This is a genomic window from uncultured Pseudoxanthomonas sp. (assembly GCF_947498795.1).
Classification (GTDB): Bacteria; Pseudomonadota; Gammaproteobacteria; order Xanthomonadales; family Xanthomonadaceae; genus Pseudoxanthomonas_A.
Map to the genome: position 1 here is coordinate 563,086 of NZ_CANMLQ010000002.1, position 12,620 is coordinate 575,705.

Sequence of the window (12,620 nt, forward strand, 5' to 3'; positions counted from 1 at the left end):
GAGGAGCGGACATCATGGGCAAGGGAATCCCACAGCGCGGCGACATCCTGGAACTTAGCCTGGACCCGACACAGGGTCGTGAGATCCGCGGCGCCCGTCCGGTGCTGGTGTTGTCTGCCAGCGCCTTCAATCAGGCCTCCGGCCTGCTTCTGGTCGCTCCGATTACGCAAGGCGGTCAGGCGGCACGTGTGAACGGATTCAGCGTGACGCTGATGGGCACGGGGCTGCGTACGCAGGGGATCGTGCTGTGCGACCAGACGCGAACCGTGGACGCACGTGCGCGTACCTTCAAGCGGATCGAGAAGGCGCCGGATGGGCTGGTGCAGGAGGCATTGGACGCGGTGCGCGCAATCCTCGAGTGACGCTCGCTTCGCGCCGCGGCCGGTAGAATCGCACCATGGAACCCGCTGCCCGCATCGCCGACCTCCGCCGCCAGCTGGAGGACGCCAACTACCGCTATCACGTCCTCGACGAGCCCAGCATCCCGGACGCCGAGTACGACCGCCTGCTGCGCGCGCTGGACGAACTGGAAGCCGCGCACCCCGAGCTGGTCACCGCCGACTCGCCCACCCAGCGCGTGGGCAATGCCCCGGCCGGCAAGTTCGCCGAGGTGCGCCACGCCATCCCGATGCTGTCGCTGGGTAATGCCTTCAGCGACGAGGAAGTGCAGGACTTCGTCCGCCGCATCGCCGACAAGCTCAAGCGCCCGGCGTTGCGGTTCTCGGCCGAACCCAAGCTCGACGGCCTGGCCATCAGCCTGCGCTACGAGAACGGCGCGTTCGTACAGGGGGCGACGCGTGGCGACGGCGCCACCGGCGAGGACGTCACCCTCAACCTGCGCACCATCAAGGCCATTCCGTTGACGCTGCGTGGCACCGGCTGGCCCGCCGTGCTGGAAGTGCGCGGCGAGGTCTACATGCCGCGCGCGGACTTCGAGAAGTACAACGAACACGCGCGCAAGCACGGCGGGAAGGTGCTGGCCAACCCGCGCAACGGCGCGGCCGGTTCGCTGCGCCAGCTCGACCCGCGCATCACCGCGCAGCGGCCGCTGGCGTTCTTCGCCTACGGCACTGGCTTGGTCGAGGACGGTGAACTGCCGGATTCGCATTCGGCCACGCTGAAGCAGCTGCGCGGCTGGGGCTTCCCGGTCAGCAGCCTCAGCGACGTGGTGGAAGGCGTGGACGGCCTGCTCGGTTACTACCAGCGCATCGGCGAAGCGCGCGACGGCCTGCCGTTCGACATCGATGGCGTGGTCTACAAGCTGGACGACGGCGAAGGCCAGCGCGAGATGGGCTTCGTCTCGCGCGCGCCGCGCTGGGCGATCGCGCACAAGTTCCCGGCGCAGGAACAGATGACGGTGCTGGAATCGATCGAGGTCAACGTCGGCCGCACCGGCGCGGTGACGCCGTGGGCGCTGATGCAGCCGGTGCACGTGGGCGGCGTGACCGTCACCCGCGCCACCCTGCACAACGCCGATCAGGTCGCGCGCCTGGACGTGCGCAACGGCGACACGGTGATCGTGCGCCGCGCCGGCGACGTGATCCCGGAAGTCGTCGGCGTGGTGCCGGAACGCCGCCCGGCCGGCACCGTGCCGTGGCAGATGCCTACCGAATGTCCGGTGTGCGGCTCTGAGATCGTCCGCGAGGAAGGCGAGGCCGTGTGGCGCTGCAGCGGTGAGCTGACCTGCCCGGCGCAGCGCAAGGAGTCGATCATCCACTTCGCCTCGCGCCGGGCGATGGACATCGAGGGCCTGGGCGAGCGCTTCGTCGAGGACCTCAGCGACCTCGACTTCGTGCAGAACGTGGCCGACCTCTACAAGCTGACCGTCGACGATCTGCTCGAGATGAAACGCCGCGTGGACGAGCGCGACGGCACCACCCCGCTCGCCCTTACTAAGAGCGGGGTGAAGGCCGGCAAGGTGGCGACGAAGTGGGCGGAGAACCTGATCGAGGCCATCGACCGCAGCCGGCAGACCACGCTGGAGCGTTTCCTGTTCGGGCTGGGCATCCAGCACGTGGGCGAAAGCACGGCCAAGGCGCTGGCGCAGTGGTTCGGCGACCTGCAGCTGATCCGCCGCCTGCCGTGGCCGTTGTTCAAGCGCGTGCCGGACATAGGCGGTGAAGTGGCGCGTTCGCTGGGCCACTTCCTCGACCAGCCCGGCAACCAGCAGGCCATCGATGACCTGCTGGCGCGTGGCGTCGTCATCGGCGATACGCATCCGCCGTCGGGCAAGCTGCGCGCGACGCTGGACCTGGCGACGCTGCTGGTTGACCTGGAGATTCCCAAGGTCACCCGCGTGCGCGCCGAACAACTGGCCTCCGCGTTCCCGTCGGTGCCGGCGTTGCTCGATGCCCCGGTGCACAACTTCGTCACCGCCGGCCTGCCCAGCGATTCGGCCAATGCCTTCGCCGCCTGGCTGGAAGACGAGGCCAACGCGCAGCTGCTGTCGCGCAGCGGGGCGGCGCTGGAGGCGCTGTTGCAGCTGACGCCGGAGGAGGTCACCACCGCCACGGGTCCACTCGACGGCAAGACCGTCGTGCTCACCGGCGGGTTGGTGGCGATGAGCCGCGATGAAGCCGGCGAGAAGCTCGAAGCGCTCGGCGCCAAGGTCGCCGGCAGCGTGTCGAAGAAGACGCATCTGGTCGTAGCGGGTGAAGCCGCCGGCTCCAAGCTGGCGAAGGCGCAGGAGCTGGGTATCGAGATCTGGGACGAGGCGCAGTTGCTGGACTTCCTGGCAAAGCACGGGAGCGGTGCGTGAGCCGCTGGCGACCGGGGCCCGGCTGGAGCGAAGGCGTCGCCGGCCTCGACTGGGCACCGTCCGGCTCGCGCGACGCGTTGCGCCTGCGGGCCTGGGTCAACCGGCTGGTGCGCGAATTCTTCTTCGCGCGCGACGTGCTGGAAGTGGAAACGCCGATGATGTCGCGCGCGGGCAATACCGACGCCAACATCGCCTCGTTCGCGCTTGAATTCTCCGGTCGCACCGACGGCGCTTCGCGCAAGCGCTGGTTACGCACCTCGCCGGAGTTCCCGCTGAAGCGCCTGCTCGCCGCCGGCGTGGGCGACTGCTTCGAACTTGGGCGGGTTTTCCGCGATGGCGAGGCGGGCGGGCGGCACAACCCGGAGTTCACCATGCTCGAGTGGTACCGCGTGGGCTGGACGCTGGAGCCGCTGATGGACGAGACGGTGGCGCTGGTGCAGGCGGCGTTGTCGATGATCGGGCGGGAGGCGACCGTGTCGCGCGTGAGCTTCCGCGATCTCTACCGGCAGCAGCTGGGCGTCGATCCGATGACGGCCGATCTGGAGACGGTGCGCAACGCCGCGGCCGGCATCGCCATCGACGGCGAGGGCCTGACCCGCGACGACTGGCTGGACCTGCTGATGACGCACCGGCTGCAGCCAACGTTCGGTCGCGACGAGATCCGCGTGGTGCACGATTACCCGGCCAGCCAATGTGCGCTGGCCAAGGTGGTGAAGCGCGACGGCGTGCCGGTGGCGGAACGCTTCGAGCTTTACCTGGGCCCGCTCGAACTGGCCAACGGCTACCACGAGCTCACCGATGCGGCGGAGCAGCGCCTGCGCTTCGAACGCGACGTGGCGACGCGTACCGCGCGGGGCGAGGATGCGCCCGCCATCGACGAAGGCCTGCTCGCCGCGCTGGCGCATGGCATGCCGGCCTGTGCGGGCGTCGCGCTCGGCGTGGACCGGCTGCTGATGGCGATGCTCGATACGCCGCGCATCGCGGACGTTGTCGCCTTCGATTTCGCGCGCGCCTGAAAGCCCGCCAAACACGCCACGCGCGTGGCTTTGGCTGCAAACGATTACGTGGGCGCACGTTCATGATCGCTGCGTAGATTGCGTTCCAACACCCACGAGGACGCACGCCATGGAACGCTCCCTGATCGCAACGCTGGTGCTGGGCACCGTCGCACTTTTCGGCGCCGTCTCTGCGAAAGCCGCACCCCAGTATGACGATCGCTATTACGGCGGTGGGCAGGTGGTCCGCTGCGATTCCAACGACAACCGCTACCGCGAGTGCCGCCTGGATACCCGCGGCGGCGTGCAGATCGTGCGGCAGATTTCCAAGACGCGCTGCGAGGAAGGCCGCACCTGGGGCCGCACGCGGGATGGCGTGTGGGTCGATCGCGGCTGCCGCGCCGAATTCGCCAGCGGTCGTGGCGGCTATGCGGGTAACGCCCAGCGCATCCGCTGCGAGTCGAACGACGGTCGGTCGCGTACCTGCGCCATCAACGGCCGTGGCGACGTGCGGCTGGTCCGCCAGTTGTCCAAGGCGCGCTGCACCGAGGGCTACAGCTGGGGCCAGGACCGCAACGCGATCTGGGTGTCGCGCGGCTGCCGGGCCGAGTTCGAGGTTTACGGCCGCGGTAATGGCTGGAATGGCGGCGGCTGGAACAACGGCGGCTACGACAACGGGTACGGCAATGGCCAGACCTTCCGCTGCGAATCCGAGAAAGGCCGCACGCGCACCTGCGGCGTCGACGGCCGCGGTCGCGTGCAGCTGGTCCGTCAGCTGTCCAATGCGGCCTGCATCGAAGGCCGTACCTGGGGCCAGGATGCCCGCGGCGTCTGGGTGACCGACGGCTGCCGTGCCGAGTTCCGCAGCTGGTGATTCCGCAGGTGTGAGGAGAGGCGGGGAGGGGCCGGTACAATGGCCCCATGACCGACCCCATCGATTACGCCCGCTACGACCGCATCCGTCCCATCCGCTGGACCGGGAGCGCGCTGGAACTGCTGGACCAGCGCAAGCTCCCCTTCGTGGTCGAATACCTGAGCTGCACCACCAGCGACGAGGTGGCCGCGGCCATACATGACCTGGCCGTGCGCGGTGCGCCGGCGATCGGCATCGCCGCTGCCTGGGGCGTGGTGCTGGCATCCCGCGAGGTGATGGCCGCGACGCCGGCCGAGGCGATGGAGAAGCTGGAACCCGCCCTGCAGCGCCTCAACGCCGCCCGCCCCACGGCCGTGAACCTGGCCTGGGCGCTGGCCCGCATGCGCGCGGCGTTGAAGAGCGCCGGCAGCGACTGGCGCGGCGTGCTGGAACTGGAAGCGCTGGCGATCGCCGAGGAAGACCTCGCCGCCAACCGCCACATGGGCGAGCTGGGCGCGGCGCTGATCGGTGAGGGCAGCGGCGTGCTGACCCACTGCAACACCGGGTCGCTGGCCACGGCCGGCTTCGGTACCGCGCTGGGCGTGATCCGCGCCGGCGTGGCCCAGGGCCGCATCGGCAAGGTCTACGCCGGCGAGACCCGGCCCTGGCAGCAGGGCGCGCGGCTGACCGCGTGGGAGCTGCAGCAGGACGGCATTCCCGCGACACTGATCGCCGACTCGGCGGCCTCGCACCTGATGAAGACCGGCGCCGTGCAGTGGGTGGTGGTCGGTGCGGACCGCATCTGCGCCAACGGCGATACCGCCAACAAGATCGGTACCTACCAGCTGGCGATCGCCGCACGCCACCACGGTGCGAAGTTCATGGTGGTGGCGCCGTCGTCCACGGTCGACATGGCGACGCCGAATGGCGACGCGATCCATATCGAAGAGCGCGACCCGGCCGAGCTGCTGGGCATCGGCGGCACCCGCATCGTGGCCGAGGGCGTGGCCGCATGGAATCCGGTGTTCGACGTCACCCCGGCCACGCTGATCGACGCCATCGTCACCGAGAAGGGCGTGATCGAGCAGCCCGACGAAGCGCGCATGCGCGCCGCGTTCGGCGGATGACCGGCGCCAACGGCACGCCCGCGATACCGTCATGACCGACACTGCATGTCGGCGGCGTGCCCATCACCACCCGCGGAAGGCGGAGCGCGCATGAGCGGCGTCCGGCGACCCGGGGAGGACGACGACATCGCCGTCGGCGCGGCGCGCCGATTGCTTGGCGATGCGGATTCCGCCCGGGAGCCGCGCATGCGTGCCCGTGCTGTCCCTGCACCTGCGGCGGCGCCGGGCCTGATGCACAGCCTGCGCGCGCTGCTGTCGCGCGATTCGACGCGGATGCTGGATGCGGCCGAGCGCGAGGACCTGGCACAGGCGCAGTTGCGCGCGACGCGCCCGATCGTCAGCGGCGTGCTGCTATGCGGGGCGGTGCTGTTGGCCATCATCGCGGTGTTCGACGCCAGCGGCGTTACGCCCACGATCGGATATCCCCTCTGGGTGCAGCTGCTGGCGGCGGTCGCCGTGGCCGCCTGCGCCGTCGGCGTGGCCCGACTGGACGCGTGGCAGCACCGCCTCGTCCTGGTGCTGGGCGGCACGCTGCTGACGGGCATCGTCATGAGCATGCCGCTGCCGGGCGTCACCGGGCAGCTGGCCCTGCGTACCGGCCTGTTCCAGCTGTTGCCGCTGGCGCTGATGGCGTTGACCGTTCGGCCGATGTCGGTACTCGCGCTGGCCCTGCTGATCGTGGTGATGGCGCAGCTGCGCATCGTGCTGTACGGCGCGCCGGGCACCGGCAGTGCGCTGTACTGGCTGTATACGGTCACCACCATCGGGTTCGGCCTGGTGCTGGCCGGCTACCGTACGGATTTTGCCGTGTCCGCATGGCGCATGCGGCGCCGGCTGGTGCAACAGGCGCATACCGACGAACTGACCGGGCTGTTGAACCGCAATGGCTGGAGCGAACGGGCGATCGCCGTGCATGCGCGGGCGACGGCGGCCGGGCGTCCGGTTGCGGTGATCGTGCTGGATATCGACTACTTCAAGCGCATCAACGACGACCATGGCCACGACGGTGGCGACGCCGTGCTGCAGCGCCTGGGCGACCTGATGCGGGCGCGGGTCGGCGACGATGGCTGCGCGGCCCGCATCGGCGGCGAGGAGTTCGCCGTCCTGCTCGACGGCGAGGATGCCGTCTCGGCACGTGCATTCGCCGAGCGCCTGCGCGGCGAATTCGGCAAGGCGCATGGCGGTGTCGTCGCCACGCTGTCCGCCGGTATCGCAGGCCACCTGCCGGGCGAATCGCTACGCGACCAGATGCGTCGTGCCGACCTGGCGCTGTACGACGCCAAGCACGAGGGACGCGACCGCGTTCATGTTGCCGACGCTTCCTGAACGCCTCAATGTGATTCCAAATGTGACAACCCTGCGCTAGCATCTTTGCAACGTTCGCGCGGGCATGTAACCAGCCCTCACGCGTCCAGCTGACGCCAGGGGAACATGAACGAAACACGCACCCGCACGCTGTGGGAAAAATCCCGCCTGCCCCTGTTGGGGCTGGTGATCGTGCTGATTGTGGTGGTCCCGGTCATCCTGCTGCAGAGCCTGTCACGCGCCAACCAGGAAGCCGCCGACGTCCTCATCCACACGCACGAGGTGGAGGCGACCGTGCTGGCGCTGGCGCTGGACGTCCGCGAGATGGAAAGCTCGGCCATGCTGATCGCACTGGGCGCCGACCACCCGCTGGCGCGCGAGCGCCTGGTCGCCGGACGCGCATCGTTGCCCGAGCGGTTCGATGCGCTGGCCCGCCTGACCGTGGACAACCCCGAACAGCTGGTGCGCGTGGGCCGCCTGCGCGAACTGGTCAACGCCAGGATCGAGGTGGTGGACCAGTTGCTCGAGGCGCCGGATGCCTACAAGGCGAATGTCGTCGCGCCGCTGGCCACGCGTTTCCCCATTCGTGGCCTGCTCACCGAGATCCTGGACGACGAACGCTCGCTGCTGAAGGCGCGCAGTGAGGACGCCACCGAGCAGCGCCGCCGGATGGAATGGATCCGCATGATCGCGCTGGGCGCGCAGCTGCTGTTGCTTTCGCTGGTGCTGATGGCGCTGGGCAAGCAGGTGGGGCGCCGGCTGGCGGCCGAAAAGCGGACCGCGCAGGCCAGCCAGCGCGCGCTGGTGGTGCTGGACACGGTGCGCGAACCCATCGTGCTGTTGGACGACGAGCAGCACATCCAGATGCACAACAGCGCCTTCGCCGAGCTGTATGGCGTGCCGAAGGGCGGCAAGGTCGGGACGCTCGACGAACTGGGTGCGGCCTGGCAGGACAAGGTGATGCGCCAGCGGCTGGACGACGTGCTGTCGCGCGGCCGCGAGCTGTGGGACTACGAGCTGCAGCAGGAGACCGCCGATGGGTTGCGCCGCACGGTGCTTCTCAATGCGCGGCGCATGCCGCTGCCTGACTCCGACGATCACGCCGTGCTGATGACGGTCAGCGACATTTCGTTGCAGAAGACCGCCCAGCAGGAAATCGCAGCCCTGAACCGCCAGCTCGAGGGCAAGGTGGAGCAGGTGTCGGAAGTGAACCGCGAGCTGGAAGCCTTCAGCTACTCCGTCTCGCACGATCTGCGTGCCCCGCTGCGGCACGTGGCGGGTTTCTCCGACAAGCTGGGCCGCCACCTCGGAGAGGGCATCGACGACAAGAGCCGGCATTACCTGAGCGTGATCGGCGATTCGGCGCGCCGCATGTCGCAGTTGATCGACGACCTGCTGGTCTACTCGCGCCTGGGTCGCAGCGCACTGCGCCTGCAGGCGGTGGACATGCAGTCGATGGTCGCCGAGGCGCGCGCGATGCTGGATGCCAACGAGGCCAACGAAGGGCGTGCAGACCGCGTGGAATGGCGCATCGCGCCCTTGCCCATCGTGCTGGCCGACGAGAACATGATGCGCCAGGTCTGGAGCAACCTGCTGGGCAACGCGCTTAAGTACAGCAGCCAGCGGGAGCGCGCGGTCATCGAGGTCGAGCACCGCAACCAGGAAGACGGCAGCCATCTGTTCACCGTGCGCGACAACGGTGCCGGCTTCGACATGGCCTATGCGGACAAGCTGTTCGGCGTGTTCCAGCGCCTGCACAAGGCGAGCGAATTCAGCGGCACCGGCATCGGCCTGGCCAGCGTGCGCCGCGTGCTGAGCCGCCACGGCGGCCGCATCTGGGCCGAGGCCGCCCCCGACCAGGGCGCCACGTTCTTCTTCACCCTTCCGGCAGCGCTCGACGCTCCGCCTTCCCGAGAGAGAGACGCATGAGCGACATCCGCACCATCCTGCTGGCCGAAGACAGCCTGGCCGACGCTGAAATGGCGATCGACGCCTTGCGCGAAGCCAACCTGGCCAACCCCATCGTGCACGTCGAGGACGGCGTGGAAGCGATGGACTACCTGCTGCGGCGCGGCGCCCACGCCAACCGTGAGGAAGGCATGCCGTCGGTGCTGCTGCTGGACATCAAGATGCCGCGCATGGACGGGCTGGAAGTGCTCAAGCAAATCCGCAACGACGAGAAGCTGAAGGCGCTGCCGGTGGTCATCCTGTCGTCCTCGCGCGAGGAAAGCGACCTGGCACGCAGCTGGGACCTGGGCGTGAACGCCTACGTGGTCAAGCCGGTGGACATCGACCAGTTCTTCCAGGCGGTTAAAACGCTGGGCACGTTCTGGGCCGTCATCAACGAAACCCCCAGCCTGGACTGAGCCGTGCCGCAGAGTGGATCACCGCTGGGCCGCGTCCGCATCCTCCTGGTCGAGGATTCGGAACTGGACGCCGAATTGCTGATCGAGCAGCTGCAGGACGCGGGGCTCGACGCCGAGTTCCTGCGCGTCGATGGCGCCGACGACATGCGCACGGCGCTGGCTGGCGGAACCTTCGACCTGGTGCTGTCGGACATGGAACTGCCGGGGTTCTCCGGCTACCAGGCGCTTGAAATCCTGCGCGCGCACGATGCGCGGCTGCCGTTCGTGTTCTTCTCGGGCACGATCGGCGAGGAGGCGGCGGTCAAGGCGCTGCAGCAGGGCGCCAGCGACTACGTGCTGAAGCACACGCCGGCGCGGTTGCCGGCGGCGGTGGCGCGCGCCATCCGCGAGGCGCGCACCGAGCGCGAACGCGAGCACGCCGAGCGCGAACTGATGCGCTCGCAACGGCTGGACTGCCTGGCGATGCTGGCGGCAGGCCTGAGCCATGACCTGCGCAACATCCTGCAGCCCCTGCTGATCGTGCCGGACCTGCTGTCCACCTACAGCGACGATCCGAAGATCCTGCGCCTGGGCGCGGTGATCTCGGAGAGCGGCAAGCGCGGCCACGAGATGGCCGATTCGATGCTGTCGTTCGTCCGCGGCTCGCGCAAGGCCAGCGAAACCATCAGCGTGGCCGCGTTGTTCAGCGCGGTGCAGCTGCTGTTGCAGGGAAGCCTGTCGCGGCAGGTCCGGTTGACGGTGGAACTGCCGCCGGAGGATCTGCTGATCGAAGGCAACTACACCGAATTCCAGCAGTGCCTGATCAACCTGTGCCTCAACGGGATCCAGGCGATGGCCGAACGGGGCGGACAGCTGACGCTGTCGGCGACGCCGACGGTGGCGGCGGATGGCCAGCCGTACGTGGTGGTGCGCGTGTCCGATGAAGGCACCGGCATGGATGAGGCGACGCGCCAGCAACTTTTCACGCCCTTCTTCACCACCAAGGCGGGCGGCACGGGCCTGGGGCTGATGTCGTGCAAGCGCATCGTCGAATCGGCGCGCGGTCGCATCGAGGTCAACAGCACGCTGGGGAAGGGCACGTCCTTCGAACTGCACCTGCCCGCGCCCACGACCGACGAATGGGCAGGCAGCGAAGACGCGGCGTTCGCCGACGGCGCGGGGCGCCGGATCCTGCTGGTCGACGGCGATGCCACGCGCCTGTCGCTGCTGGGCAATGCGTTGGCCGCGCAGGGTTACGACCCGGTCATGGCGCCGGACGGTGCGAACGCCTTGCAACAGATCGCGCGCGACGGCATGCCCGCACTGGCGATCATCGACGACGACATCCTGCTGCTGTCCGCGGCGGACGTGCTGGCGGTGCTGCAGGAGGCGGGTTTCGACGGCCCGGTGATCCGGCTGCAGGAGCCGGGAAGGGCGCCGGATGGGCGCGAGTGCGCCACGGTCGCCAAGCCGGTACAGGTGCAGGCGCTGTTCGGCGCGATCGAACACGCGCTGGGACTGCGCGCCTGACATCCTCTCCGGGAGGAAGCAGGCGCGCGCCCGGCAGTCTCAGACGTGGCCCGCCGTAGGCTTCAGGCGCTGCCACACCGCGCGCATGATCGGCTGCGCGCGATACCAGCCGATCGGCGTGTCGGGGCAGTGGCGCTGCAGGCGGTCGCGCAGCGAAGGCGCGATCTCGTCGAACTCCTGCCGATGGTGCAGCAGGTAGGCGTCGTAGCCGATCTTCAGGCACTTCTCCAGATCGCCGACCGTGGCGCCGATCACCTGGAAGGTGTCCTCGTTGAGGCGCGTTTTCCAGTAGGCGAGTTCGGCGTCGATGTCGACGATCTGCGCAGTGGCTTGGACGTTGCGCTGGTGCAGGCTGGCCATGGTGAATCCCCTGTGTCGATGTGGTGGTGACGAGAGGATTTTTTGTTCGTCGCGGTGATGCTTAAGTGAAATAAAGGCCGTTTTAACCCGTATTTAACCGTGCAAGGGAATTTCCGTTCACCTTTGCCAGCGCTGCGTGAATGCGCTGCATGGGCGCTGGTCAGCGACGATGCATGGCGTCGCTGATCAGTGCGCGTTCTTCCAATGCGGCGGCTAGCGGCGAGAAGAGCGGGGGGTCTTCTTCGAGCGGCGCATTGAGGCGCTCCCAGACGCGTGCGATGACCGCCGCCGCGACTGGCCATTCCAGGCGAACGCTGCGCGCGAGGGCCATCTCGTAGCGCCCCGGCAGTAAGGGCAGCAGTTGCTGCAGTGAGCGCCGGTGCGACAGCAGATAGCTGTCGTACGCGAATTTCAACGTCGGCACGTAGTGCCGGAAGGGCGTGCCCGGGTGATGGAAGGGCTGGCAGGCGTAGGTTTGTTCCCAGAACCGCAGTTCGGACTGGATGTCCACCACGGCGCAGGGCATGGCGTCGTCATTCCATGCATGGGCAAACGGATCAACGCGACGGGACATGGGTCCCCTCCCTGGCGCACGGCAAGGCAGCGTATCGATCCCATGGAATGAAGCGCGGTTTGCCCGTGCATCGGCCTCTGTGCCCACGGCCATCGCGACGGCCTTCCGGACCTGCGCGATATCCGCGTGAGACCATTCGACCCCATCCCCGGTGAGATGCGTGCGTACTGCCGGCGTTCGCGGTTGTGGTGGCCCCTGCTTCTGATCAGACGAGGACGTGCAACCGGAACGGCCGACCGTCCGTCGGTGCGGACGTGGACGGCATGTGGGTCAGTGCACGCGGGCGGTGACCGCGCCGTGCTGGTCCAGCCAGCGCCACGCCTCGCGCAGCAGGGTCCTGGCCACGGGCCAGTCAGGGCCGGCCTCGCCGCGCAACCGTTCCCAGTCGTGTTCGAGTTCGAGTTCGGTATCGAGGTCCAGCGCGCCGTCATACTGGACATGCGAGGAAGCGGCGAATGCATAGACGTGGCAGGCGTCTTCCCACGCGACATCGGGGTGCAGGCGCCGGCGGCGGCTATAGTCGTAGGCCGTGAAGGCGGCGAACGCATCGCCATCGGCGGCCGTGCCTCGCCATGTGGTTTGCCGCAGCTGGTCGAGCTGCGCGCGATACAGTGGTCGGTCCATGGAAGTCTCCTGCTCCTGGCGAGCGCTTGGCATGGATAACTGGTAGCGCGCGACGCGTTAGTCGCAGGTGAGAAATACCTTCGTTGGCCGGTCACGAAGCTGACGCCGGTCGACGCGATCAGCGGGCGGTCAGTCTCAGCGCCTGAGAC

General features: G+C 68.5%; 12 protein-coding genes. 9 read left to right on the forward strand and 3 right to left on the reverse strand.

Annotated features, from left to right (window positions below):
- Window positions 1-14: 14 nt before the first annotated feature.
- From Q0907_RS08785 to Q0907_RS08825, 9 genes are all read left to right on the forward strand, one after another.
- On the forward strand, window positions 15-362 hold the full coding sequence (locus Q0907_RS08785) for a type II toxin-antitoxin system PemK/MazF family toxin (protein WP_299343336.1): 348 nt from the start codon (window positions 15-17) through the stop codon (window positions 360-362).
- Window positions 363-397: 35 nt separating this feature from the next.
- Window positions 398-2,758 (forward strand): NAD-dependent DNA ligase LigA, encoded by a 2,361-nt coding sequence (gene ligA, locus Q0907_RS08790; protein WP_299343338.1) that lies wholly within the window; start codon window positions 398-400, stop codon window positions 2,756-2,758.
- Complete coding sequence (epmA, locus tag Q0907_RS08795; RefSeq protein WP_299343340.1) at window positions 2,755-3,774, forward strand: EF-P lysine aminoacylase EpmA; 1,020 nt, start codon at window positions 2,755-2,757, stop codon at window positions 3,772-3,774. Before ligA ends, epmA begins: the two co-directional genes overlap by 4 nt.
- 109 nt (window positions 3,775-3,883) lie before the next feature.
- On the forward strand, window positions 3,884-4,627 hold the full coding sequence (locus Q0907_RS08800; RefSeq protein ID WP_299343341.1) for a DUF3011 domain-containing protein: 744 nt from the start codon (window positions 3,884-3,886) through the stop codon (window positions 4,625-4,627).
- A 47-nt stretch (window positions 4,628-4,674) separates the two neighbouring features.
- Complete coding sequence (gene mtnA, locus Q0907_RS08805) at window positions 4,675-5,733, forward strand: S-methyl-5-thioribose-1-phosphate isomerase (RefSeq protein WP_299343343.1); 1,059 nt, start codon at window positions 4,675-4,677, stop codon at window positions 5,731-5,733.
- A gap of 90 nt (window positions 5,734-5,823) precedes the next feature.
- Window positions 5,824-7,059, forward strand: a complete 1,236-nt coding sequence (locus Q0907_RS08810; protein ID WP_299343345.1) for a GGDEF domain-containing protein — start codon at window positions 5,824-5,826, stop codon at window positions 7,057-7,059.
- A gap of 105 nt (window positions 7,060-7,164) precedes the next feature.
- Window positions 7,165-8,967 (forward strand): ATP-binding protein, encoded by a 1,803-nt coding sequence (locus tag Q0907_RS08815; RefSeq protein WP_299343347.1) that lies wholly within the window; start codon window positions 7,165-7,167, stop codon window positions 8,965-8,967.
- Window positions 8,964-9,404, forward strand: coding sequence for a response regulator (locus Q0907_RS08820; RefSeq protein WP_296281805.1), 441 nt, complete (start codon window positions 8,964-8,966; stop codon window positions 9,402-9,404). The genes Q0907_RS08815 and Q0907_RS08820 overlap by 4 nt, the downstream gene beginning before the upstream one ends.
- 3 nt (window positions 9,405-9,407) lie before the next feature.
- A complete protein-coding gene (locus Q0907_RS08825) occupies window positions 9,408-10,913 on the forward strand; it encodes an ATP-binding protein (protein WP_299343349.1) in 1,506 nt (501 codons plus the stop codon).
- A 39-nt stretch (window positions 10,914-10,952) separates the two neighbouring features.
- On the opposite strand, the gene Q0907_RS08830 is transcribed toward Q0907_RS08825, so the two are convergent.
- From Q0907_RS08830 to Q0907_RS08840, 3 genes are all read right to left on the reverse strand, one after another.
- Complete coding sequence (locus tag Q0907_RS08830) at window positions 10,953-11,273, reverse strand: hypothetical protein (protein WP_299343350.1); 321 nt, start codon at window positions 11,271-11,273, stop codon at window positions 10,953-10,955.
- 160 nt (window positions 11,274-11,433) lie between these two features.
- Window positions 11,434-11,847, reverse strand: a complete 414-nt coding sequence (locus Q0907_RS08835) for a hypothetical protein (protein ID WP_296281810.1) — start codon at window positions 11,845-11,847, stop codon at window positions 11,434-11,436.
- A 270-nt stretch (window positions 11,848-12,117) separates the two neighbouring features.
- On the reverse strand, window positions 12,118-12,471 hold the full coding sequence (locus Q0907_RS08840; protein WP_299343351.1) for a hypothetical protein: 354 nt from the start codon (window positions 12,469-12,471) through the stop codon (window positions 12,118-12,120).
- Window positions 12,472-12,620 lie beyond the last annotated feature (149 nt).